Below are 24,527 nucleotides of genomic sequence, written 5' to 3'. Positions count from 1 at the left end.
GAAAACGGCGAACCCACCGGGGGACACACCCCCGCCGGTACCGGCGCCCCCCAGTCCAAACCAGCCTCGGCCACAATCCGGCGCACCAGCGAATACCCGTTAGAATGCAACCCACTCGAGGCAAAACCAACCAGCACATCCCCCGCGCACACCCGCGCCGGACCCAGCAGCCGTCGCTCGTCCACCACACCGGTCGCAGCCCCGGCAATATCGAACTCGTCATCCCCCAACAGCCCAGGGTGTTCCGCCGTCTCCCCCGCTATCAAGGCACAATCGACTTCCTCACAGGCTCTGGCCACCCCGCGCACCAGCGCCGCAATCCGCTTGGGCTCCACCCGCCCGCAGGCAATATAATCCGTCATGAACAACGGCCGAATCCCCGCGCAGGTCAAGTCATCCACGACCATCCCCACCAAGTCAATCCCCACCGTGTCCCAGATTCCCAGCCGTCGCGCCAAATCCACTTTGGTGCCCACCCCGTCAGTCGAAGTCGCCAACAGCGGCCGACGCATCCCCTGGGTCGCGAACTGCAGGTCAAACAGCCCCGCAAAACCGCCGGTTGCGGCCGTGTCCAGCACCCCCAGCCCCTGGGTTGCGCGCACATCGGCCTTCATCAGCTCGACCGCGCGGTCCCCGGCATCCACGTCGACTCCGGAGCTTGCGTACGGGTTTGTGGTCATTTTTTACTCCTTTTGTTTCGTATTCATGAGGTGCCATCCGGGACGACGGTTTTTTCCAAAGCGCTGCGGCCTTGGTTTTTAGATTAGGGTGCTTCGGTTGAGAAACAGCCAATCATGGCCGTTTCTCAATGCCTCCGCCCCGCAACTGCGGCGCCCTCAGGGCTCCGCCCCCTGCACCGCAGCGCCCTGGGGGATCCCGGTCGGGTACCGCCCGGAAAAACACGCGGTACACAGCGCGCCCTCCGGCTGGCCAGTCGCCGTTACCATCGCCTCGAACCGCAGGTAGGCCAGGGAATCCGCCCCCAAGGAACGGCAAATCTCGCTCACACCCAGCTCGGTGGCAATCAGTTCCTCGCGGGTGGCAAAGTCAATCCCATAGAAACACGGCCACAGCACCGGCGGCGAAGAAATCCGGATATGAACTTCCCTGGCTCCGGCCTCGCGCAGCATCCGCACCACGGCACGCTGAGTATTGCCCCGCACAATCGAATCATCGATAACCACCAGGCGTTTGCCCTCGATCACAGAGCGCACCGGGTTCAGTTTCAGGCGAATCCCCATCTGGCGCATCGTTTGGGTTGGTTGGATAAAAGTCCTGCCCACATAGGCGTTCTTGACCAGGCCTTGCACGAATGGAATCCCGGATTCCTCGGCGTAACCAATCGCGGCGGGGGTTCCGGAATCCGGGGTGGCCATCACAATATCGGCTAGAACCGCCCCCATCTCGCGGTCTTCCCGAGCCAAAGCCGCTCCCATCTCGCGGCGCGCGGAAATAATCGAACGCCCCGAAATCTGGGTGTCCGGGCGCGCCAAGTACACGTATTCAAAGACGCAACCCGCCGGCCGAGCCGGGGCGAAACGCTCGGAGTGCACCCCGTTTTCGTTGATAGCCAACAGTTCGCCGGGTTCGATTTCGCGGACAAACACCGCGCCCACAATGTCTAGCGCCGCCGTCTCGGAGGCCACCACCCAGCCGCCAGCCGCGCCCGCCGACCCGACCTCACCAGCCGCCAGCCGCCCCAACACCAGGGGTCGAATCCCGTGCGGGTCACGCGCCGCATACAGCGTGGTTTCGTCCATAAAAGTCAAGGAATACGCCCCGTCCAACTGAGGCAAAACCCGGCGCATTACCCCCAACAGTTTCACTTCGGAGGCCGAATCCTGGGGTACCGTGGTTCGCTTTCCGGTGGTTTCGTTTTCACGAGGTGCCATCCCGGAATCCCGCGTCTCGCCACAATCCCCACTGGCACCTAATGAACCCGCGCCACCCTCGCGGCTCGCGCCACCCCTAGCGCCGGCAACGTGGTGCGAAATCGCTCCTATTATCTTGGTCAACAGCATCGTGTCGGAAGTTGAATCTTGGGGTATCGTGGTTCGTTTTCCGGTGGTTTCGTTTTCACGAGGTGCCATCCCGGAATCCCGCGTCTCGCCGCATTCCCCACTGGCACCTAATGAACCCGCCCGGCCCGCAGCCGCCACCCCCACTCGCGCCGCTAACTCGCGCGCATTCACCAGATTCCCGTTATGCGCCAAAGCCAGCGTACCGAAAGCCGTCGGCCCCAAGGTGGGCTGCGCATTGCGCCAAGACGAAGCCCCGGCCGTGGCGTAGCGCACATGACCCACCGCAATATGACCGGTCAAAGTCGCTAAATCCCGGTCGCTAAACACCTGGGACACCAGTCCCATATCCTTGAAAACCAGAATCTTTGAACCATCGGAAGTCGCAATCCCCGCCGATTCTTGGCCGCGATGCTGCAGGGCATACAACCCGAAATATGCCAGGCGCGAGACATCCTCGCCCGGCGCCCACACCCCAAACACTCCGCATTCTTCACGGGGATAGTCGTCTTCCGGTGTCGCCCCAGGATTCCAGGGTTCGTCTGGGTTCGTCGTCGATTTTCCGGGCTGTGTCCCTTCTGTCGCCACCCTGGGGTTTATCGGGGAATCCGCCCCCGGCACCTCGCACGGTGTTTCCCTTGGTAATCCGGGCTTCAGCCCCGTCAATCCCGGTTTTGAGCCCACAGAGCTTACCGGCAGTTCCGGCAGGCTCACGCCCGCCGCGACCTCAAGAGCTCCGAATTCAAACGCCATGTTCCGAGCCGTCAGATTCCTCGTCCTCGAAGTCGTGCGCGTAATCCGCGTATTTCGCATAGGGGTCATCTGTGGCGTAATCAGACCACTTGTCGTAATCCGGTTCAGCGTATTTCGCGTAGGGGTCATCCTCTTCGGGTGCTTCGGGGAAACGCCCTTTGCCGGAGAGTTCACGTTCCAACGCCTCGAGGTCGGGTTCGGGACCCCCATATTTGAGGCGACGTGCTACTTTCGTTTGCTTAGCCTTCTGACGGCCACGGCCCATTTGCCTGGTCCTTCCACACTAAACGACGATAACTGGAGACATAGTGTCTGGTATTAGTCTATGCCTTGAACGTTATTTATGCCAGTTAGTCGACACTTTTTATTTTCTGGTCTGGTTCGCCGACTCTGCCTTTCGGCCTCAATCACCAATCTCGACCACCGGACTCAGTCGGCCTCAGCCAACCCCGATTGATTCTTAGTGCCGCCGCCGCAGCGCCAACAGGGTCAATCCGGCGATAGCCCCGGCCGCGATACCGACTTTTTTGCGAGCCGCATCGTCGCCGGCGATGGCGTCCGCCACGGTTTCCCGCGCGGCGTCCACGACCCCCAATGCCTTGTCTTTCAGGGCTTTGGCTTGGTTCGCGGGGCGCATTCGGTCGACCAGTTCGTCGACGGTGGCGGCGACTTCTTCACGTGCCTGGCGGATGTGAGCCTCGATGGTTTGGGGGTCGGTTCCAAAGTCGGATTCATGAGGTGCTTGCCCCGGATTCACCGTATTCCCAAGGGTTGAGCCCTGTTCTGTTTCAGTCATCGATCTTCCTCCGTGGTGGGTTTAAACGCGGATTTAATGATTCCCACATCAGTTTTCACGCCTTCGGTTGGATTGGGCAGGTGGCGTTGCGCCTTTTTCAACGCCGCGTATCCGGCCACGCCCAGGATTACCGCCAGAACTGCTAACACGGCAGCGGTCAACAGGGCGGCTGCCCAGGACGGTACTGCCAGTTGCCAGGAGAGGAACATAGCGTGAATCAGCCAACCCAACATGTATAGCGCTAAAACCAGCGCCGCTACCAGCAGGATGCCGGCGGCGGCGAAGCGCTGTGCGGCGGCTTTGGCCTGAGCTTTGGTCAATGCGATTTCCGCGCGGAATAGTTTAGAAATCTGGGTGGTAAACCGCGCGAATAGCTCCCCCAGGCTTCCTTGGCTTCCGGGCATAGATTTCCTCCTAATTAGTTAAGGTAATCCCATCATACACTTAGTCTGGGTTTAGTCACGGAAACATAAGCACTTTGCTAGGGTAATAAGCCAGGCAAAATCCCGAGTCACAGGCTCATCTTGTTATCAAGCATTCTCAATAAGGGGCTTATGTGTCCATAACCGAGCGGCGCGCACTCTGGCGCGCCGGCAGAATCGCCGCGACAACCGCCAGGATTACCGCCACCACGATAAGCCCGCCTTGCGCCAACCACGGCACTGAAACCAGGGCTAGCCCCTCATGACGCAGCGCAAACCTCCAGGTCAAACCCAAAACCATCCCGGTGCCCCACCCGATTAACGCCCCCAGCAACGCCAGGAAGAAGGCCTCCCACCGCACCATCGCCCCCACCTCGCGCGGTTTCATCCCAATGACCCGCAACAGGCGATACGTCACCCGGCGCTCTAGACCCGCCAGGATTAGCGTGTTCACCACCCCTAGCAGCGCTATCACCACCGAGAACCCCAGCAGGGCGTGCATCACCAACACTATATTGGCGGTCGGGGCGGCGGTTACTGCCGCCAGTTCACGAGGTGCCATCACCGTAAAGACATAATACGGATCGAGGACTTTTTGAATCCGTTGTTTCACGCCAGTCACATCGCCGACGACATTCACAAAAATAAACTGTCGCGTAACCTGTTCCGGAGCCGAAATTTGGCGCAAATATTGGGCATCCAAGAACACGTCGGCTCGAATTAAACTGGAAGTCACGAAACCACCAATCTTGGTGGAATAAATCCCCAACGGCCCCGTAATCGTAATCGAATCGCCCAGTTTCCAGCCCCCAATCCGCGCGGTACGGGTGTTGACCAACGCATCACCCTGTTCCAGGCTCGCTACCGAGCCCGCATCCGCGTGAAGCCGCAGGGTAGTGTGTAAATCCGCCGGGCTGATACCCAGAGCTGGCACCTCATGAATCCCCAAACCACCGGAATCACCGGCGGCAGCAACCGCCCCGGCAACCCCACCGGAACCCGTGGCGGCCAACCCCACACTGACCCCAACACCGGACACACCAGCCGCCATATCCCCGGAACCACTGGCGTCATCCGTCGCGCCACCCCCCAAACGCAGCCAGACCGGAGCACTAATCACCCCCGCCTTCGCCTCGGAAACCCCGGGAACATCTTGCACCAAACGCACCACTTTTTCCAGGCTGGTCGAAGGCTGCAAGGATGCGACCACCAAATCAGTTTGCACCTCGTGAACCGTACCAACCCGCAGCGAAACCCGCGCCGAATCGGCCAACACTCCGCCGGCCGTCGCAATCGCCACCCCGATAACCAGCGCCGCGCAACCCAGCGTCGCCCGGCGCGGATAGCGCCCCAAATTCTGCAAAGCCAAACGCACCGGCAACAGGTTCAACCCCCGCGCCATCAGAGCCAAAATCGCCGCCATCCGACCCAACAGCCACGCCAAAATCGCCAGCAAACCCACCAGACCCACTATCCCGGACACCGCCAGCACCAGCAAAACTGTCCAATCCCAGGTCTGGCCGCTCAACCACAGCCCCAAACCGGTGCCACCGGCAGCCACGGCCAGTAACCCCGCGCCAACAAGCGCACGAATCCGCACCGGTTTCTCGCCCGTCGGCGCCCCCAATTCCAAGGCGGACAGCGGCGGAATCCGCCCCGCCCGCCACGCGGGAGCAACCCCAGCCAACACCGTGGTCACCACCCCCGCCAGGAACGCGAAAATCACCGCCACCAGCGACGATGCCGAAAACCAGCTGTCGACCAGCCAGCCACGACCCGCCAAGACGGCGCGAAGCCCGGCCGTCAAGCCGCCCCCCAAAGCCACCCCGAGCACCGACCCCAGCACACCCACAATCAGAGCTTGACCTAAAACCAGGCGCCGCAAAGCCGGTGCCCCGTATCCCACAGCCCGCAGCAACCCCAAGGCTCGGTAACGCGAAGTAACCATAATCCCGAAAGTATTAGCAATCAGGAACCCCCCCGCCAACAGCGCCAAGGCCACAAACCACAACACCAGGGTGTTTACGAAGCCCACGGCTCGTTCGGCTGCCGCCGCGTGTTCGGCACGCAGCTTCGCGCCTTCCACAATCGTCGCGTCCGGGCCGACGGCTTCTTGAATGCGTTCCTTGACGACCTGCAGATTCGCCGAGGCACTGGCCTTTATCCCTATCAGTTTCACCCGAGATTCCGGGGAAAACCAGGTTTTCGCCAGCTTGGCATCGACGAAAGCCATGGTCGCAATACCCAAAGGGGCATCGAAACTGGCGATTCCCACTATCTGCATTCGGTGTACCGTCCCACCCCAAATCAGCGTGGCTTGCGAACCGACCTTCAGTCCGGCGCGCTGCGCGGTGCTCTCTTCTAGCATCACCTCGGTTTTCCCGCTGGGCAGCCGCCCTTCTTTCAAGGTGGGGCCGGGGGGAAACGCATAGGCTCCTCGCACCCGGGTTGCACTAAACCCCCAGGTAAGCGGGCGTTTGTGTGCGTCGAGCAGCACGGCTTCCCCTTCAAAGATTGGGGCGGCGTGGGCGGTTCCTTCCACGGCTTCGATTACCTCGGCTTGGGACACGTTAATCGGGCCGCGCGCCGCCAAATCCAGGGGATTCGCGTGTTTCACCGGCGGCCCGGCCGCATAAAGGTCAGCGTTCAGCGTCGCGGTTTCCGCCTGAGCCAGGGAGTTCATCGCCAGGTTTTTGACTCCCAACGTCAGGCTGAGGAACGCGACCCCCAGCATCACCGCCACCACCGCCGCCGCGAATCGGGTTTTGCGCGTTGCAATCTCGCGGATAATCAGTTTCCACATCAGCGCCCCTTCGGGTCGATGGTGGGGGTCGGGTTATGGTTTGGGGTTGCGGATTCACGAGGTGCCAGCCGAGCCGCGTCGTGGTATTGGGATGGCGAGCCGGCCGGGTTTTCCAGATCCAGCAAGCTGCGTTGCAGGTCGAGGGACTGGGCATTAGCCTGGGCTAACATGGCATCCGCGCGGGCAATCAACAGGTCTTGGTCGGGGGTGGCGCCGCGAGTCGACCCGGAGTCCCCGGGGCTGGTCTGGCCAGAGGCGCCGGCCATGAAAGACCGGAAACCGGAACTCGTGGTGCCGGGCGCGCCGGGGGCACTGCCCGCGACCGAGGTTGTGGGCGCCCCAGAACCGAAAGTGGTGCCGGCCACGCCACGCGCGGCGAGCGAATCGGGCGAACTATGTGGATTAAAATGACCGAGCCTATCTGGGATTGCGCCGGTGCCTGCCCGCACGGCCCGCTGACCCCCGCTACCACCGGTCGCCAATCCGAGGCTCTCGCCAAGGTTCTTGGCACCGGGACTAGAGGTGCCGCCCGGCTGGTCACGCCCAGCGGTAATTACGTCTTCCAAACCCAGCGAACGCGCCAGTTCCGCCAGGGACGCGTTCCCTTTTACGCTGGTGAAAGTGCTGGTCGCCGGCCGGTAAATATTAGTGGTCGCCGCGCTAGGGACGCTTGAAACCGGGCTGGCACCTAATGAAGCCGAGCCACCTTGACGAACCGAGCCCCGCACCGACCCGCCGACCATGCCAGACTTAGCGGCACCGCTCGCCCCACCCGATGTTCCGCCCAAAGTCGACGCGACCCCAAGATTGCCACCCGACCTAAACCCGCCGCCAGCTCTATCCACCGACGCGCCACCGCCCGCCCCGGACTTAGCATCCGTGCCGCCGACCACTACCTCTGTTTCCTTGGATTTCCCGGATTTTTCCGGCGAAGTCAACGCATCTTGGGCATCACTGATGGCCGCGCCGCTGGCCGCGAGCAGTTTCTCGGCCTGGGCAATCATTTGCAGCAACTCGTTTTGACCGGCGAGTTCGGCCTCTTGCGGATCAATCGAGGCACGTCGCCGGCGCCGCGGCCGTGACGGCTCGCCGGAGCCTTCGTTTTCCCGCGCACCTGTCGCCGCCTCGGTGCCCGCGACTGGCCGCGCATTTCCCGCCGCATTTCCTGGTTCGTTTTCCGGTTCTCTCAGCGGTGCTGGGTGCGACATTTGGGTCGGAATCGGCGTTGGCGCTTGTCCCTCCGTTAGTCCCGGAATCGGAGCCGGCGACGCTGCCCCAAAAGCCGACGCGCCCGGCATCCCCGGCATCCCCGGCATCGACCCCGCAGCCGTCGCCTCGGTGCCGCCAAAAAACCCGATTGGAGCCGACGGCGCGGTGGTGGTTGCGCTTGTGGCTGGGGTTAATTCGGTTTCACGAGGCGCTGGGAAATTCGCGCTTCCCGCCACATTCTTGGTTTGACCAGGCACAATATTGGAAGAATTGCCAAAAGCAGCCGCCCCATACCCCGCCTGACCGACCTGAGCGGCCGCAACCCCGGGATTACTAATTCCAACCACACCGCCAACTCTCGCCTGAGCAGCGAAAACCCCAGGATCCGTTTGCCCTAAAGTCACCCCAGCTCCAACGCTGCCAGCCTCATGACCAGTTTGCCCAGCCGCAATCCCGGCAGATTTAGCCGCTTCGCTAGGGGCAGGCTGACCCGGGATTGGGCGGGTCTGGCCGGTATCGCTAAGCGCCCACCCGGATGCCGCCAGGGACGCCCCGGGTTCAAAACCGGGGTCAAAACCGGGTTCAGCTGCGGCCGGAGCCAGCTGCTGCGCCCAGCTCGGAACCTCGGAGTTAAACTTGGTTTGCACTGGAACCCCACCGGTATCCGAGTTTTGGCTCGCCGCAATCCCCATCGAGCCGGAATCCGGGATGGCACCTAATGAAGCCGCCACATCCACCGCACCAGAACCATCCAAGCCGGACAACCCGGGCGAATTGTCCCCGGCAACCGACCCGGCGACCACCCCAGAATCGCTGGGCGCAGCGGAATTGTCGGGGACGAAACCGTAACCCGGCTCGGCCACGCGACGCAGAAAACCAACCCCGGTCTGGGTCGCATCGGTCATGGTCACATTCGGGGTGGTCAAATCCGGCTCGGACACATCCCTGCCCCCCGGGGTAACAGTGAAAGCGCTGGTAACTATGGGGACGGCCGGGTTGAGAGCCGAAGTTGTGGGGGCGGCCGGCGCGACCGGTCCCGTCGGGTTCCCAGACACGGTCGGTTCGGTCGGTTCCGTCGACTGCCCAAGCATTACCGGCAGCGTAGGTTGAGCGGCGGGCACGGCCGGCGCGACCGGTTCCGTCGGGTTCCCAGACACGGCCGGCGCGACCGGTTCCGACGGATTCCCAGACACGGCCGGTTCCGTCGAATCGGTCGGAATCACTGGCTCCCCGGACACAGCGGGAGGCTCCGGGACGGAATGTCGCGCGAAAAGCCCCAAGGGCTGACCCAAAAGTTCATTGTCGCCTTCGTTCATATCCGGGGAAGCCACGGACAGGCTCGGCCACTTGAATTGGCCGATTGCCAGGGAATCGGCCAATTCATTGGGTTGCGAATCCGGCACGGCAACCCCCAGATTGGCAAATGTTTGGGCAAGCGCCGGATCCGCGACGGGGCGGCGTTTCTTGCGGTTGCGCCAGCTGGAGCGACGGTTTTTGGGTTTCTCGGGCGGCTTCACGGCGGGGGTTTCGGGTGTTTCGGGGGTTTCGGTTTCATGAGGTGCCAAGGAATTCCCGGTGTTCTGCGCGCTTTGATCCGGTTCAACGGGGGAATCCGCCAGGGAGCCTCCAGCATTGCCCGCCACAGGCGCCAATCCACCCGCCGCATCGGCCAAAGAACTATTAGCTGGATTAAACGGATTCACCCCCGCCTTCCCAGTGAAATCCGCCGCAATCCCCGAAATGGCACCTAATGAACCCACATCCAAACCGGCAGAAGCACCCGAGCCAACCGACCCCCCCGAACGCAACTGGCCCAGGGTCTGCTGCGCCTCTAAGATGGCCTCGCGCGTCGGATTCGTCAACTGTGCGACCAGCCGCCCATCATGCAGGAACAATACGCGACTGGCGTACTGCGCCGCATCCGGCTCGTGGGTAACCATGACGACAGACTGTCCCCAATCCGCCGCAGCGCCACGCAGGAATGCCAGTACTTCCGCCGCAGACTCTGAATCGAGGCTGCCGGTCGGTTCGTCCGCAACCACCACGGCCGGGCGGGTCAACAGGGCGCGGGCACAAGCAACCTTTTGCTGCTGGCCTCCCGAAAGCTGCGAAGGAAAAACATTAAGGCGTTTACCAAGGTCAAGGCGGTTCACCAGGTCTTTGAAGTGTTTGTGGTCAACCTGGTGGCGCTGCAGCTCCGCCGCGATTTCAATGTTTTCCCGCGCACTCAAAGTGGGAATCAGGTTATAGGACTGGAAAATGAAACCGACGGTGACGCGGCGGAACTCGGTCAGTTCTGCGCTGGACATGGTGGCCAGGTTCTTGCCCGCGACCTTGACTATTCCCTCTTGAAAAGAATCCAAACCCACGATGCAGTGCAGCAGCGAGGATTTGCCCGACCCGGATGGCCCCATAATCGCGGTGAATTGGCCGCGCGGGAAGTCGATGCTGATATTATCCAGGGCGACTATCGGGTCGCCCCCGGGGGAATCATAGGTTTTCCGCAGGCCACGCACCGTGATAATCGGGTCGGCGACCGGCGCGATTTGTGTAGAGAGTTGCGGCGTGGCGGGCGCGGCGGGTGGCTGGGCGGGGAAGCTGCCAGTTTGCGCGGGAATTGTCCCGGTGTTGGGGGTGATTGACGCCGGATATTGTGGACAGGGCGAGGCGGCGGGTTCACGAGGTGCCATTACCGATTCTCCTCCCCTCCCTGGTTTTAAGACAGTCCTATTCCGATTGTTTCATATTAGCGGCCTGAGTGCGATTAATTTACGCCTGCAATCATCAACATGGACACATAAGCCTTTTATTGAGAATGCTTGATAACGAGATAAGCCCCTGACCCGGGGGTTTATCCAGCCTATCACCATAGCAAAGCACTTATTTGTCCGCAGGAGCAACTACACCCGCACGCCGCTGCCCAAACAGTCCAGACCCCAACCGGACGCATGTCGAGCCCTCGACTATCGCTATCTCGAAGTCACCGCTCATCCCCATGGACAGGCCGCTCGCCTCGGGAATAGACACGACCGCCGCGTCGCGAATCGCCCGTAATCGGGCAAACGCCTCATGAACCCCGGACTCACCGACAACCGACAACGGCGCGGCAACCCCCATGAACCCGGTCAGACGCAACCCGGGCAGTGCGGCGACCCGCCCGGCGAAGTCCAGGGCGACACCGGGTTCGACCCCGTGCTTGACAGCCTCGCCCGAGATGTTGACCTGCACCATTACGTCAAGTTCACGCCCGGCTTCGCCCAGCAACCTAGAGAGGGTTTCCGCCAGCCGCAGTGAGTCCAGGCTTTGCAGCTCGGCGGCATACGCGACAATCAGTTTCGCCTTGTTGCGCTGCAGGTTTCCTATCATCACCCAGCGCGGCACGTCTGGTTTCGTTTCGCTTTCACGAGGTGCCAGCCCCAAATCCGCGCCACGCCCCCCAATCCCAGGCTGAGCCGAAACACCGTCAAGACCAGCCAAAACTCCGGTGTTTCCCGACCCCGACTGCCCCAGATTCGCACCTAATTCCTGGGCTTTGGCGGCTAAATCCTGGGGACGGTTTTCCCCAAATTCGCGCGCTCCCGCAGCCATCGCTGCTTGAATCATAGAAATGGGGTGCATCTTACTGACCGGCAGAATCCGCACGTCGCGCGGCTCGCGTCCGCTCGCGCGAGCCGCCGCCGCGACCCGTTCCTGTATCCCCACAAGCCGCTCTTGAAATCCCGTCATACTTCCATTCTAAGCTTGCACCACCACCCGCGGACGCGAAGTTAACAAGCACCTCATGAACGCCGATAAGTCAAAGCGAGCGCGACCGACACCAACGCCAGTCCGCCAAGTTCAGCCAAGCTCGGGACTTGGCGCAGCATGACCAGCCCAACAGCCAGACTCGTGACCGGCAACAGCGCGGAGAGCAGCGCAAACAGCGGCGCGCGCACCCCGCGCATCACAACTTGCTCTAGCACATAGGGGATAACCGAGGAACAGGTGCTCATCGCGACGGCCAGCACCAAGGCTTCGGGGTGGCCAATCATGAGCGGCATCTCGGGGATGGCGAACGGTAGCTGCAGAAATGACCCCAACAACACCGCGACAGCCAGCGAATCCATGCCGCGGCCAAGCAGCGCAACTTTGCGCCCCAAAGCCATATAGGCGACCCACATTCCACCAGCCACCAGCGCCCAAATCAGCCCGTAGAGCTGTGTAGTTTGCGTCAAATCCAGGGCGATTCCACCAATCAACACCACCCCGGAAAACGCAATCAGTACCGCGAGTTTCCCGATAATCCCACTCAATCCGATGGCGGCGAATATCACCGGACCGAGGAATTCGATGGACACGGTGGTTCCCAGGGGAAGCCGGGCAATGGCCTCGTAAAAGGTCGTGTTCATGGCCACCAGCGCCACCCCGAAGGCACATGACCAAGCGTATCCTTGGCGGGTCAACGCGCGTTTACCCCAAGGACGACGCCACGCCACCAGGATTACCCCGGCGATTACCGAACGCAGCCACGCGACGGTAAGTGGCGCAAACAGGGCGAAAAGCCCCACGGCGAGCCCGGCTCCGACATATTGGATAGTGCCTTCGAGCATAAAAATCAGCGGGGCGGGGACATTGGGTCGCCGGGCAGATTGGGCGAGCCGGGCAGACCGGACGGGCCGGGCGGCACAGTCAGACCGGACAGGCCGGGCGGCACGAGCAAATAACTCGGTATTACCGGGGTTACCGGTAACCCCGGGGTTTTGCGGGCAGACGGGTTTCGGATTCATGGGTCTCCTTTCTTGGAGTTAACTGTAGTAACCACCAAATGCTTACTTCTCACTACCAACCTCGCCACCCCTGCCCCTCCCGGGATTACCCGGGGAGCTCTACACGCGAAACGCCCCAGTATCAACCTCGCCACCCTCCCGAAGTTAACTGTAGTAACCACCAAATGCTTACTTCTCACTACCAACCTCGCCACCCCTGCCCTCCCCGGGATTACCCCAACCACACCGGGGTTACCCATGAGTGGTTTATCGCCACCCCTGCCCCTCCCGGGATTACCCGGGGAGCTCTACACGCGAAACGCCCCAGTATCAACCTCGCCACCCCTCCCGAAGTTAACTGTAGTGATTCTTGCTTCCAGCAGCGATTTTGTGTCCACCCCAGGCTGTTGCCGAAATTTCTGGCGCGACCGCTTCGCGAAACACAGTTCCCGGGCTTAAATGTAACGGTTCTTAGCCCCACCAGTGCTAGTGCCGGAGTCAAAGAATCTTGACGGAAAGCCACGAATTCTCGGGGTGTAAAAACGATTCCCTAAACTTTTGACGCATCCCGACCGGTATTGCCGGTTTAAACCGAACTGTGAGCCTGACAAATGCGATAATAAAACTATGCGTCGCCCAAGTTTATCTCCTCGTGACCCGGATTCTACTCGGGGGGACAAGACTACCTCGGTGCGTTCCGGCTCGGGGGCGAATGCCCCAAAAAGCTCGCGTCCCAGCTCGGGGGCGTTTTCCCGGATGGCACCTCATGACAAGGCACCCCACGACAACACCCCCCACCCCGAACATACCACCGACACCCGGGGCAATTCCCCGCAATCGCGACTCGCGCTACAGCCTCCGCCGCCCGCCGCCCCCGGCTCGACGTGGCTGTCGCGAGTCTTGGTGTTGGCGGTTGTCAGCCTGGCCGTGTTCCTGATGGTGTTTTCCCCGCTGAAATCGTGGATGGAGCAACAGCAGCACGCCCGCGAGCTCGCGGCGGAGATTGCGCGCACCAAGGCCGAAAACGAAGCTCTGGAAGATGAAATCGCGCGCTACCAGGATCCCGAATATGTTTCCCGCCAGGCGCGCGAACGCCTGGGTTTCGTGAAACCCGGCGAGACGACCTATGTGGTTGTCGACCCGCCCGGCCAGACAAAACCCAAGGTCGCCAGCGGTTGGGTCGAGAAGGACGCGAATGACCTGCCATGGTTTGGCTTGATTGTCGAAGGGCTGAAGGTCGCCGGCACCGGCAAGTCCGCCGGAAAATAGCGCGGCGGACACATCACAAGCGGTACGGCGCGGGGCGACACAAGCGGGGCGGTACGGGCGCGGCGGGTTTGTGCGTCTGGTTTTTGGCGCGAATTCACGAGGTGCCATTTGAATTTCTCCCTGTCACTCAAATAGTTCCCTGTCAGAATTCTGTAAGCTGGCAGTGTGGCAGAGATTCGACCGGCAACCGAGGCAGACCTGGAAATCATCGCGGCACAACTGGGGCGTGTCCCGCGCGGGGTGCTCGGTATCGCCGCATATTGCAATTTGACGACTCCACCGAACGCTGCCCACGCGGCACCACATCCAGCGGTAATAGCCACGACCCCGCGTCTGCCTAATGGCGAGCCTTTCCCCACGTTTTACTATCTGACTTGCCCGGCGGCGGTGGCAGCCTGTTCCCAGCTAGAGGCTGCCGGCGTGATGCGCGAGGCCGAGGCGCTGCTTGACGACCCGCAACACCCGGAGTTCCGGCTCGCCTATCACCGGGCTCATCGGGCGTATCTGGCGGCACGCAGGGTGGCCTCACCCGCGCCCGTCCCGGAGATTGCGAATTTTTCGGCTGGCGGGATGCCGGATCGGGTCAAGTGTTTCCACGCCCTGCTGGGACATGCTTTGGCGGCCGGTTTGGGGGTGAACCCGGTGGGCGACTGGGTGTTGGCGCGGCTGCGTGCCGAAAACTTGTGGTCTCCCGAAACCTGTGATTGGCATCCCGAGCCTTGACCCTGGCAGAAATTCAGGATTTTTTGGGGGTGAGCCTCAAATATATCGAGGCTCACCCCCATTTTTTCCTGAATTTCTGCCACGCCCCCGCCTATAGCGCGATTGGCGATAAAATCGGCAGGTGTTGCCTACCAGGGTGGCGCCTCGTGAATCCCCAAAGAAAGGAAACCCATGCGACTGGCAGTAATAGACTGCGGCACCCACTCGATTCGCCTGTTAATCAGCGATTTTGACCCCACTCACCCCGAGGTTTCCCCCCGGGAAGTCCTGCGGAAAACCCAGATTGTGGGGCTGGGGGCAGGCGTGGACAAGACCGGGCATCTGGCTCCGGAGGCTTTGAACCGCACCTTTACGGCGGTCGAGGATTACGCGGCGCGGATTCGCCAGGCGCAGGTCGACCGGGTGCGGATGGTGGCGACTTCGGCTTCGCGTGACGCGGATAATTTCTTTGAGTTTGCCACCGGGGTAGAGGCACGGCTGGGCGTGTCACCGGAGGTTATCTCGGGTCGGGAGGAAGCCACGTTGGGTTTTTCCGGCGCGGTCGCCTTGCATCCTGGTTTGGCCGCGCCGGCGTTGGTGGTGGATATTGGTGGGGGTTCCACCGAGTTTTCTTTTGGCCGGCCGGGGGCGTCGGGGGTGGTTACGTCGTCGGATTCATTAGGTGCCAGCCCGGATATTGAGGTTACGCCGGATTCTGGACTGGCAACTCATGAAACGGTAAAACCTGCCCTGGAGGCGGCGATTTCCATGAATATGGGTTCGACCCGCGTGACCGAGCGGTATTTGCGCCCCGCCGAGGATTCGCGCGGTATTCCCAGCGCGGATGCCGTAGCGCAAGCCAGCGAGTTTATTGACGCTTTGATTGCCGAGGCCGCCGAAACCGTGCCTTTGAGCCAGGCTCGCACGCTGATTGGGGTGGCGGGTTCGGTGACGACTTTAACCGCGCTGGGTTTGGGTTTGGAGACTTATGACCGGTTTCGGATTAACGGCGCGGTGCTGTCCAGCGCGAAACACCGGGAACTGGCGCGGGAGCTGATTGTGATGCCGCGCGCCAAAAAAGCCGCCCTGGGACCGATGCACCCCAAGCGGGTGGATCAAATCGCTGGTGGCGTGCTGGTTTGGGAACGTATTTTGGCGTATTTGGAATCCCAGCCCGACCCGGATTCGGGTGCCGCCCCGCGCGGGTCGTTCCCGGTGTGCACCAGCGAAAACGACATCTTGGACGGCCTGATGTTTGCCCTCGCCGGCACTGCCAGCGCGAGCGCAGGCGGCGCCGTGGAACGCGGCGTGTAAATAAGCTATTCCGCGTGGGTTTTGCGGTAAGAAATCCGGATTTTCAGCGCAATCGCACCGATAATAACCGAAGCAAACGTCCCCATTACCACCCCGATAGACCCGGCCTGAGTCAGCACATTGTCGCCCCTAAACGACAGGTGTGAAATCAGCAGGGCGACGGTGAATCCTATACCGGCCACAAAAGAAATCGGCAAGATATCCGCCAAGCGCACCCCCTTTTCCAGATGCAGGGGCGTGAATTTTTCCATCACGAAGACGCTGCCGAAAATCCCCAGGAATTTCCCCAGCGGCAAGGCCAGCATCACCGCCAGAGCCACCGGGTTGGTCAGCATTTTCCCCACCCCGCCGGGGGTGTCCACAATGTTGACCCCCGCCGCGAAGAAAGCGAAAATCGGCACCGCGAAGGCCGCTGAGATTGGGGAAACCTTCATAGAGAACCGCTCGACCAGATTGTGTACCTCGCCCTCACGGCGGTCGGCGGGCACGACCATGCCCAAAACCACCCCGGCAATCGTGGCGTGAATCCCGGAGGCCAACATGAAATACCAGGTCAGTACCCCTAGCGGAATCAGCAGCCACCATTTCACAATCCGGCGCCGACACAGGAAACTAAAGACCGCCGCGCCGCCCGCCACGGGGATTAACAGCAGCAAATTCGGCGCTGTCCCATAAAACAGCGCAATCACAATAATCCCACCCAGATCGTCGGCCACCGCCAGAGTCAACAGGAAGGTTCGCGCCCCCGAAGGCAACCCGCGTCCGAAAATCTGTAAAATCGCCACCGCAAAGGCGATATCGGTGGCGGTGGGAATCGCCCACCCGTGCCAGGCCGCGTCACCGCTGATGGCGGTGACCGCCGTGTAAACCAGCGCGGGTCCGGCCATTCCGAACATAGCGGCGATAATCGGCATCCCGGCAGTGCGCGGATCGTGCAAGGATCCATGGGTGAATTCTTCTTTCAATTCCAGCCCGACTGTAAAGAAGAAGATCGCCAGAATCCCGTCGCGCGCCCATTCTTCGACGCTCAATGACAGGTGGATGGACTGCAAGAATGACTGTCCGCCGCGAGCCACCGCTTCGCCCAGGCCGGGGTCGAGCATCAGAGTGGCCAAGCCGTGATAAGCCTCGCGGATTGGCCCGTTGGCACACAGCAGCGCCAACACCGCCGCACCAATCAGTATCAACCCACCCACAATATCGTCGGACACAAATCGGGCGAAACGCTGATATACCCCCAGTTTTTTACCCTGAGACCCGGCATCCTGGTCGTAGTCGGTGGGGGCGGGGACGACTATGTCAGGTTCACCAAATATCCCTTCATGAGGTGTTTTCGGGGTTGACGACGTTTCGTTTAGGTTTTTCGACTTGTCTTCGTCCATAATGGAATTCTAGTTGCACTCGTGGCTTTTCCCCAAGTTCCACCTGGCGGGGTTTCGCGACGATTGCAAGGATTTGCCAGGCCCCCGTAGCCCAACGGTAGAGGCAGCTGACTTAAAATCAGTTCAGTGTCGGTTCGAATCCGACCGGGGGTACAGGTAGGCAATGTTGCTTCTTTTTCGCGAGGCGCTCGGGGGCGAAACGGCCGGGCTAGCTATGTTTTGTCCAGTTTTTCTAAGTGACAAGTCGCTAAGAAAAACTCTGGTAAAACATGAATCGCCCTACGCCGTTTCGCCCCTACGAGCGTCTCGAAGCAGGCGCAAGTGATTGCTGGGAAAGAGACAGAAATTTGAATCTAAGCAGATGTTGAACATGGCAGCATGGCAACCCCGAGGGATGGGCTCGGGAAAATATGCAAAACAAATTGGTTAGTTTACGAGGCCGTTTTCATAGGCAAAAATTACGGCCTGCACCCGGTCGCGCGCCCCGATTTTGTTCAAGATGTTTCCGACGTGGGTTTTCACGGTGGTCATAGAAATGAACAGTTTATCGGCCAGTTCCTGGTTGGTCATCCCATGGGCGATTAGTTTCAACACCTCGGTTTCCCGCTCGGTCAGGCTGGCCAACGCCACCGCATCGGCGCTCGTCGCCCCCGCCCCGGCCGCGTCTGCCCCGGCGTTTTCGTCGGGCAGTTGCGGGGCGAACATGTCCAGCATTTTCTTGGTAATCCGGGGGGAAATCGTGGCGTCCCCGGCGGCGACGGCACGGATTGCAGCGACCAGTTCCTCGGGTTTCGCGTCCTTTAACAAAAACCCGGATGCCCCGGCGCGCAAGGCTCCAAAAGCGTATTCGTCCAGGTCGAAGGTGGTCAAAATCAGCACTTTCACCTCGGGGTTTTCCGACACAATCTCGCCGGTGGCTTCAATGCCGTTCATATTGGGCATCCGCACGTCCATCAAAACCACATTCGGTTGCAGCGCGCGCACCATCCCCAGCGCGGTTTTCCCGTCGGCGGCTTCACCCACCACTTCGATATCGTCGCAGGCCTCTAACACCATCCGAAATCCCATGCGTATCAAGGCCTGGTCGTCGACCAGCAGGACTTTAATCTTTTCTGTCTCTTCGCTCATATTTCTTTTCTCTCGGTTTCATGAGGGGATAACCCAGGTTTCAGCTTTATTTTCGCATTGCGCCTCCCAGTGGAGGGTGGCGGACACGCGCCACCCACCCGGGGTGGGACCGGCGGTAACGTGACCGTCATACACCGAGGCGCGTTCGCGCATCCCTACCAGTCCTTTGCCACCCCCCGGGTTGATTCCCGCTAAAGACGTGGCGTTGTACACCGAGATTTCGATGCCATCACAGCTCACTTTCAGGCGTACTTCCACCGCAGTAGAAGAGGGAGCGTGGCGCAAAATATTGGTCAGGGATTCTTGAACTATCCGGTATATCGTCAGTTGCAGCGGGCCGTCGGCAGGGACTTCCCCGCCGCTGATTTCATAGCTTATCGGCAGTCCGGCCGCCCGGAACTGGTTAATTAGCCCGTCGATTTCCCCCAGGTCTGGCGTGGGCGTAAAACGGACTTCTTCGAGGGAAGAGGCCTGGCTGGGTTCCGGGTTGGCGGATAAATCCGTCGGGACTTCGCTGGGGGTGCGTAACACCCCCACCAGTCGCCGGGTCTCGGACAGGGCGTTGCGTCCGGTTTCACTCATGGTTTCCAGGGCGGTTTTCGCTAAATCCGGGTTTTTGTCTATCGCGGCCGCCGCCCCGTCGCTCATGGCAATGATTACGGTCAGGGAATGCGCGACGATGTCGTGCATTTCCCGGGCGATTCGCGCCCGTTCGTCGGCCACCGCCAACTGTTCGGATTGTTCGCGTTCCAATTCGAGCTGCTTGTTACGCAAGGTCAATTCGGCAACACGTTCGCGTCCCATCTGGGCGATTTTTAACAGCAGCATCCCCACTACGACCAGCAGGGATATCAAAAGTACGAGCATCCCCCGGGCTGTCCCCTCGTGATCAGTTTCAAAGAAACCAACCTGGACGACCACCAAAACCCCCACCCCGAACAACGCCAGCAAAGTCACCACCAGCAGCAGGTTCACTACCAAAACCCGCACCGGCCGCACTGACTCTGTTTCCGTCCCTTTTGCCTTATTCCTCATGCTCTTTCGCCTCTCGCCGCTGTCTCGCCTGTTACTTTCACGCGCCCTTCCTCGGCTCGATTCCCACCCCATTGCCTAATTTTTCTCCACTTTACTTAAGTTTACAGATTGCCTTAGACCCAAAATTTCTCTATCTTGCCTCTCGGGATTTACGCCTTCAATCGGTGCCGGGCGAAGCGAGTGCGGGATTACTGCCGCGCGTAGCGAAGGCGCTCGTCGGGGCGCCGGGCGGAAGAAGCACCTCATGAACCCGCAAAATCCCCCTAGGGTAGGAGAAGATTTTAAGGTGAAAAACCACGAATTCCACTAGAATGATGGTGCTATAGATAGAAACCCAAGGAGAAAAATGACCAACCCTGTTTTCACTCGAAACAAAGTGTTCACCGAGCGCACCCCCGCCGGCTACCCCGGGATGCCGGGCTATCAGGTCGGCCAGCCCGGCGCCCCCTCCGCCTCCACCGGCGGGTCGCGCGCCACCTATCCCCCCTCTGCTTATCCCCAGGAAGCCTTTCCCGGCACCCAACCAGAGGCCGCTGCGGCGGGAACCCGCCCGGTAACTTTGGACGACGTGCTGATTAAATCGGTGTTTACCTTCGGTACGCTGCTGGTGGGCGGGGCGCTGGCCTGGTTCGTCACCGCCACCAATCCAGGACTGGGGGCGACCCTGTCGCTGGGCGGCATGGTAATCGCCCTGGTGTTGGGCATGATTAACGCTTTCAAGTCGCGTCCTTCCCCCGCGTTGATTCTGGGTTACGCCTTTTTTGAAGGGCTGATGCTGGGGGCGGTCTCTCAGCTGTTTTCGGCGGCCTATGGCGGGGTGGTTCCCAAAGCGATTGGCGCCACGATTGTGACCGCGCTGGTGATGTTTGTCCTGTTCAAGACGAATATTGTGCGTAACTCCCCAACCTTGATGCGCGTGGTGTTCATCGGTATAGGTTCCCTGTTCGTGTTCTATCTGGTGAACTTTGTGGTTTCCCTGATTTTCCCGGCGGCGAACTTCTATAACGCGACCTTGTTCGGTTTCCCGCTGTGGATGGTGGTTTCCCTGGTGGCTATCGCCTTGGCAGCGCTGTCCTTGGTAACGGATTTCGACTACATCTTCCAGGCGGTGGAAAACGGTGCCCCCGCCGAAACCGCGTGGACTTGCGCCTTTGGCCTGATGGTAACCCTGGTGTGGCTCTACATCGAATTCCTGCGAATTTTCGCCTATATTGCCTCTACGGCTTCCGATAACTGAATTCGGTTTCACCAGGTGCCATTCGGAATTCTAGTTAGGTTCAAATCCTGAACTGGCACCCGATGAACCCACCAAACCGCCCCGCCAAACCGGTAGACTAACACTATGACTGTCAACGTACGCCCCCCCGAGGTTCAAGACGCCGCCGGCATGGGGGTCGCACACGCCCGCATGTGGTTGGCGCTGTATGGGAAGTTCATCGACCCGAAATACCTGGGGCGTTTCGACGAGGCTGTGCTGGTAGACCAGTGGCATCGCCTGCTGACCTCCGACCCGGCCGGAAGACGAATCGCGATTGCGGTGGAACACGGACGGGTAATCGGGATTGCGATGACAGTGCCCACGATTCGCACCGAAAACGTGACCCCGCCGGCGCGTGACCGCGAGGTTTCCATGCATTATTTGATGCCCGAATACCAAGGCCGGGGCATTGGTCGGCGCCTGTTGGAATACGTGATTGGTCCGCGTGAACCCGCGCAACTGTGGCTGCCCAGCGGGTACGAGGGCGAAAAACGCGCCCACCGGATTTACCGGCGCGCTGGGTTTTTATCTGACGGAGCCGTGACCGGACGCGAGGTCAACTATGGTTTGACGCTGAACCGGATGGTTCGCTGATGAAGAACAAAAAGAAACCAGCCCGCCCGGACAAATCACGGCCAAGGTCAGCTTCCAGCGACGCGGGGAATTCGATGGCACCTCGTGAACCCCGCAAAACCGGGATGAGTAAAGCCATCAACCCCACCCACAACCTGTGGCTCGAGATTAAAGCGCGACGCGACGCAAACCACCAGCAACCCGATCTCGACGCGGTAGAGCCGATTGCACCCCCGAAGGTGGAACACGGCGCCCAGGCCGCCGCCGAAGTCTCGTGGCGGGTACGGGTCGCGGCCGCCTGGTCGTGGCGCCTGATTGCGATAGTGATAGTACTGGGCGGGGTGACCTGGGGGATTTCCAAAGTCAAAGTGGCGATAGTCCCGGTGGCGGTGGCACTATTATTGACGCTGCTGTTGGAACCCTTGAATGGGCGGCTGCAAAAGTGGCGTTTCCCCAATGCCCTGTCTGCGGCCGTGTCCTTGATTGTGGGAATCAGCGCTCTGACTGCCGCGATTTGGGTGTCCGTCTCGCAACTGGCATCCGGAGCCCCAGCGCTGGTACGCAAAGCCGGCGGCGGTTTCGGCAAACTGATGACCTGGCTTTCTGACGAGCCGTTGGGGTTAAATTCGGAGGACATTGACCACTACGCCAAGGCGCTCAGTCGGCAGCTCGGTGGCTTACTAGAGAAGTATTCTTCTTCGATTGCCTCCTCGGCGTGGTCGGTGACATCCTCGGTATTAAACCTGGTGGCGGCGATATTCATCTCGGTTTTCTGTCTGTTTTTCTTCCTGAAGGACGGGCGGCGCATCTGGGTGTGGTTTATGCGCCTGTTGCCGGTGCCGTTGCGCGAACCGGTGCACGAGGCCGGGATTCGCGGTTGGATTACTTTGAAAGGCTATATCAAGGCTCAGGCCATGGTGGCCGGGGTGGATGCGGTGTTCATCTCGATTGGTGCCGCGTTTTTGGGAGCGGGTTCGATGACGATTCCGCTAGCATTGCTGATTTTCCTGGCTTCCTTTATTCCGATTGTGGGGGCGGTTTCTACCGGGGCTATCGCCGTCTTGGTGATTTTACTGGATCAAGGCCTGGTGAAAGCCATAATCATGCTGATTGTGATTTTGGCGGTGCAGCAAATCGAGTCCAATGTTTTGCAACCCCTGCTGATGTCCAACGCGGTCAACATTCACCCGCTGGTGGTGCTGTTGGCGATTACAGTGGGCGGCTATTTCGCCAGTATTATCGGAGCCTTGCTGGCGGTGCCGATTGTGGCGTTCCTCAACACGGTGGTGCTGTATCTGACTGGGCACGACACCATGCCGCAGCTAGCCGACCAGCACGACCGGGTGGGCGGTGCCCCCGGCACTATTCACGCCCAAATCCAGGCTTCCTATAAATAAGCCCGCCTCACGCCCCGTCGTTACGCCTTAACTCGGCGTTGATTTCCTCGCAGGCTTCCGCCAAGGTCGGGCCTTGCGCCAACCCTATATGCCACCAGTCCCAGCCGTCGCCATCCACTTCGGTGATGCCGACGGCGAGCCCGGCTTCGCGCGGGTCATCGCATTCGCGCCCTTCCAGAATAATCACGCCACGCTCCAACAGGGTGGCTTGGATTTCGCAGGCCGTCCCGCTGCCGGATTCAACCGTCGCGAAAATCGGGGTGCTTTCCCCGGTTACCTGCGCTATCGCCCGCAGCCCGGCGGGGTCGTGAGCCAGCGGCTCGCCGCTGTCCACAAAGTTTTCTTCGCTCACACTCGCAACGTGGCCGTTTTCGGCGGCGCGTCGCGGCCGGTGGCGCACCCCGGTTTGCTGCCAGGTCGGGGTGCCTTCCGGCGGGGTGGGGCTGGCTTCGAATTCAGCCGCCCCGGCGAGTCGGTTTTGCCTGACCGGGAACAGGGACTGCACGGGTTGTTCTTCCTCGCCGCTGGCGAAGGGCGAGACCGGGGAGCTCTTGGCGGATTCCATAATGGAGTGGCGCGATATCGTGCCGGTTTGCAGTTCGGGTGCCTCGACCGGCGCGGGGTGGTTTTCGGTGGCGGGTTCATGAGGTGCCATTCGGGATTCCGACCCAGAGCCAGAATCTGGGCCGGTCGGGGTTGTGGAAACCGGGCTGGGGGGATTGACGGCGGCACCGGGGTCGGCCAGTGGCGCCTCGTGAATCCCGGAAGAAAAGTCCGCGGCCACACCCGAGGTGAGCACAGGGAGGCGGGCGGCGCGCCCGGACAACAGGTTTGTGTCGCGACTGAACAGCGAGGCGGCGACGCGCTGCACGTCGAGGAAACGGCGGCCGTTAGACATTTCGCGCACACTGACGTGGTGGACTTCCAGGCCAGAAATGGTCAGCGCGTCCAGGGCGGGGCGCACCCCGGGATCGATTTCCGCTGCGACCAGAATCAGGCGCGGTCCGGCGTTCAGGTTCGGGGGCATCGCGTCTCGGAACTGGGTCCAGCCGGAGCGGAAAGCGGCGACCCCACCGGGATAGGCCGAGGCCAGGTCGTTCCACCCCAGGTTGGATACCGCGCCGAGGCGCGCCAGGGATTCGATTAGGGTTTGCGCGTCGAGTTTCTCTATGACTTCCACCAGTACGACTTGGCCGGAGCCGTCCAGAGCGGTGAGGCGTTGGGAAGGGCGCTTGGCTTGCCCGGGTTGCGGGGTGGGGCTGGGCGGGGTCGACGCGTCGGCCTGGGCAGAGTGACCGGGCTGGTTGGGAACATACCCGGGGGCGGCCTCCGGGGGCATTCCGGCGACGGGAATCCCAGCGAGGTCGTTCCAGGTCACCGGAAAGAGGGGACGTGAAATTACCTCTAGGACTTGGTTTCGCACGGATTCCAGGACTTCGCCCTGAGCCTCGCGGCCTACCGCGTGGCCGAATTGGGCGGGAATCAGGTGGCCTTGGTCATACTCGAAAAGGGACATGTCAACCTCTGTATTTTTGTAAGCCCGGAAGCGCCTGGAATCGGTTCACCCCGCCAGACACTGTTTTATCTTCTGTCACTATCATCTCACGTTTTCACTTTTGTTACGTAAAAGTGGCATATTTTTAGCTCACTAATCTGGCTTGGGTTTCGTAACCGGTGCGATATCGGTCACAGGCGCCTATATACGGAAAATGTTGCCAAAATC

Annotated in this window: 19 protein-coding genes and 1 tRNA gene; 7 read left to right on the top strand and 13 right to left on the bottom strand. The window is 60.8% G+C overall.

What is annotated here, in order from left to right; all coding sequences use genetic code 11:
• The 9 genes from HMPREF0577_RS10355 to HMPREF0577_RS10315 all read right to left on the bottom strand — a co-directional run.
• A partial coding sequence (locus HMPREF0577_RS10355) for a phosphoribosylformylglycinamidine cyclo-ligase (RefSeq protein ID WP_004013845.1) occupies window positions 1-680 on the bottom strand: 680 nt, incomplete at its 3' end.
• Between the two features lie 156 nt (window positions 681-836).
• Window positions 837-2,771 carry an amidophosphoribosyltransferase gene (locus tag HMPREF0577_RS10350; RefSeq protein ID WP_004013844.1) on the bottom strand — a complete coding sequence of 645 codons (1,935 nt, stop codon included), beginning with the start codon at window positions 2,769-2,771 and terminating at the stop codon, window positions 837-839.
• Window positions 2,761-3,036 carry a DUF3073 domain-containing protein gene (locus HMPREF0577_RS10345; protein ID WP_004013843.1) on the bottom strand — a complete coding sequence of 92 codons (276 nt, stop codon included), beginning with the start codon at window positions 3,034-3,036 and terminating at the stop codon, window positions 2,761-2,763. Before HMPREF0577_RS10345 ends, HMPREF0577_RS10350 begins: the two co-directional genes overlap by 11 nt.
• Before the next feature lie 195 nt (window positions 3,037-3,231).
• Window positions 3,232-3,567 (bottom strand): DUF3618 domain-containing protein, encoded by a 336-nt coding sequence (locus HMPREF0577_RS10340; RefSeq protein WP_004013842.1) that lies wholly within the window; start codon window positions 3,565-3,567, stop codon window positions 3,232-3,234.
• Entirely contained in the window at window positions 3,564-3,971 is a 408-nt protein-coding gene (locus HMPREF0577_RS10335) for a phage holin family protein (RefSeq protein ID WP_004013841.1), read from the bottom strand. Before HMPREF0577_RS10335 ends, HMPREF0577_RS10340 begins: the two co-directional genes overlap by 4 nt.
• Window positions 3,972-4,119: 148 nt before the next feature.
• Window positions 4,120-6,792, bottom strand: a complete 2,673-nt coding sequence (locus tag HMPREF0577_RS10330; RefSeq protein WP_004013840.1) for an FtsX-like permease family protein — start codon at window positions 6,790-6,792, stop codon at window positions 4,120-4,122.
• On the bottom strand, window positions 6,792-10,691 hold the full coding sequence (locus tag HMPREF0577_RS10325) for an ATP-binding cassette domain-containing protein (RefSeq protein WP_004013839.1): 3,900 nt from the start codon (window positions 10,689-10,691) through the stop codon (window positions 6,792-6,794). Before HMPREF0577_RS10325 ends, HMPREF0577_RS10330 begins: the two co-directional genes overlap by 1 nt.
• A gap of 190 nt (window positions 10,692-10,881) precedes the next feature.
• The gene (locus tag HMPREF0577_RS10320) at window positions 10,882-11,727 is read right to left on the bottom strand and encodes a YggS family pyridoxal phosphate enzyme (protein WP_004013838.1); all 846 of its coding nucleotides are present in this window, start codon (window positions 11,725-11,727) and stop codon (window positions 10,882-10,884) included.
• A gap of 53 nt (window positions 11,728-11,780) precedes the next feature.
• Window positions 11,781-12,767, bottom strand: coding sequence for an EamA family transporter (locus HMPREF0577_RS10315; RefSeq protein WP_036342853.1), 987 nt, complete (start codon window positions 12,765-12,767; stop codon window positions 11,781-11,783).
• A gap of 606 nt (window positions 12,768-13,373) precedes the next feature.
• Between HMPREF0577_RS10315 and HMPREF0577_RS10310 the strand changes: the two genes are divergently transcribed.
• The 3 genes from HMPREF0577_RS10310 to HMPREF0577_RS10300 all read left to right on the top strand — a co-directional run bounded on the left by HMPREF0577_RS10310 (window position 13,374) and on the right by HMPREF0577_RS10300 (window position 16,031).
• A complete protein-coding gene (locus tag HMPREF0577_RS10310; protein ID WP_248613790.1) occupies window positions 13,374-14,015 on the top strand; it encodes an FtsB family cell division protein in 642 nt (213 codons plus the stop codon).
• A 165-nt stretch (window positions 14,016-14,180) separates the two neighbouring features.
• Complete coding sequence (locus HMPREF0577_RS10305) at window positions 14,181-14,738, top strand: DUF501 domain-containing protein (RefSeq protein ID WP_004013834.1); 558 nt, start codon at window positions 14,181-14,183, stop codon at window positions 14,736-14,738.
• A gap of 171 nt (window positions 14,739-14,909) precedes the next feature.
• Window positions 14,910-16,031 carry a Ppx/GppA phosphatase family protein gene (locus tag HMPREF0577_RS10300; RefSeq protein WP_004013833.1) on the top strand — a complete coding sequence of 374 codons (1,122 nt, stop codon included), beginning with the start codon at window positions 14,910-14,912 and terminating at the stop codon, window positions 16,029-16,031.
• Between the two features lie 5 nt (window positions 16,032-16,036).
• Here the strand turns inward: HMPREF0577_RS10300 and nhaA are convergent, their stop codons facing one another.
• Window positions 16,037-17,413, bottom strand: coding sequence for a Na+/H+ antiporter NhaA (gene nhaA / locus HMPREF0577_RS10295; RefSeq protein ID WP_004013832.1), 1,377 nt, complete (start codon window positions 17,411-17,413; stop codon window positions 16,037-16,039).
• Between the two features lie 80 nt (window positions 17,414-17,493).
• On the opposite strand from nhaA, the gene HMPREF0577_RS10290 reads away from it, so the two are divergent.
• Window positions 17,494-17,566: transfer RNA gene (locus tag HMPREF0577_RS10290), tRNA-Leu, on the top strand.
• A gap of 273 nt (window positions 17,567-17,839) precedes the next feature.
• Here HMPREF0577_RS10290 and HMPREF0577_RS10285 read toward each other — a convergent pair.
• Together HMPREF0577_RS10285 and HMPREF0577_RS10280 are read right to left on the bottom strand one after the other, a co-directional pair.
• Window positions 17,840-18,541, bottom strand: coding sequence for a response regulator transcription factor (locus HMPREF0577_RS10285; protein ID WP_004013831.1), 702 nt, complete (start codon window positions 18,539-18,541; stop codon window positions 17,840-17,842).
• Between the two features lie 18 nt (window positions 18,542-18,559).
• Window positions 18,560-19,576, bottom strand: a complete 1,017-nt coding sequence (locus HMPREF0577_RS10280) for a sensor histidine kinase (RefSeq protein WP_004013830.1) — start codon at window positions 19,574-19,576, stop codon at window positions 18,560-18,562.
• A 346-nt stretch (window positions 19,577-19,922) separates the two neighbouring features.
• Between HMPREF0577_RS10280 and HMPREF0577_RS10275 the strand changes: the two genes are divergently transcribed.
• The 3 genes from HMPREF0577_RS10275 (at window position 19,923) to HMPREF0577_RS10265 (ending at window position 22,804) form a co-directional block, all read left to right on the top strand.
• Window positions 19,923-20,813 (top strand): Bax inhibitor-1/YccA family protein, encoded by an 891-nt coding sequence (locus HMPREF0577_RS10275; protein ID WP_004013828.1) that lies wholly within the window; start codon window positions 19,923-19,925, stop codon window positions 20,811-20,813.
• A gap of 105 nt (window positions 20,814-20,918) precedes the next feature.
• Window positions 20,919-21,428 carry a GNAT family N-acetyltransferase gene (locus HMPREF0577_RS10270; protein ID WP_004013827.1) on the top strand — a complete coding sequence of 170 codons (510 nt, stop codon included), beginning with the start codon at window positions 20,919-20,921 and terminating at the stop codon, window positions 21,426-21,428.
• Complete coding sequence (locus tag HMPREF0577_RS10265; protein WP_004013826.1) at window positions 21,428-22,804, top strand: AI-2E family transporter; 1,377 nt, start codon at window positions 21,428-21,430, stop codon at window positions 22,802-22,804. The genes HMPREF0577_RS10270 and HMPREF0577_RS10265 overlap by 1 nt, the downstream gene beginning before the upstream one ends.
• 7 nt (window positions 22,805-22,811) lie before the next feature.
• Here HMPREF0577_RS10265 and HMPREF0577_RS10260 read toward each other — a convergent pair whose 3' ends face one another.
• Complete coding sequence (locus HMPREF0577_RS10260) at window positions 22,812-24,320, bottom strand: hypothetical protein (RefSeq protein WP_004013825.1); 1,509 nt, start codon at window positions 24,318-24,320, stop codon at window positions 22,812-22,814.
• Window positions 24,321-24,527 lie beyond the last annotated feature (207 nt).

This window comes from Mobiluncus mulieris ATCC 35243 (genome assembly GCF_000160615.1).
In the GTDB taxonomy this organism is placed as follows: Bacteria; Actinomycetota; Actinomycetes; order Actinomycetales; family Actinomycetaceae; genus Mobiluncus; species Mobiluncus mulieris.
Note: the sequence above shows the minus strand (reverse complement) of the source record. Positions and strands in the feature narration are given on the sequence as shown.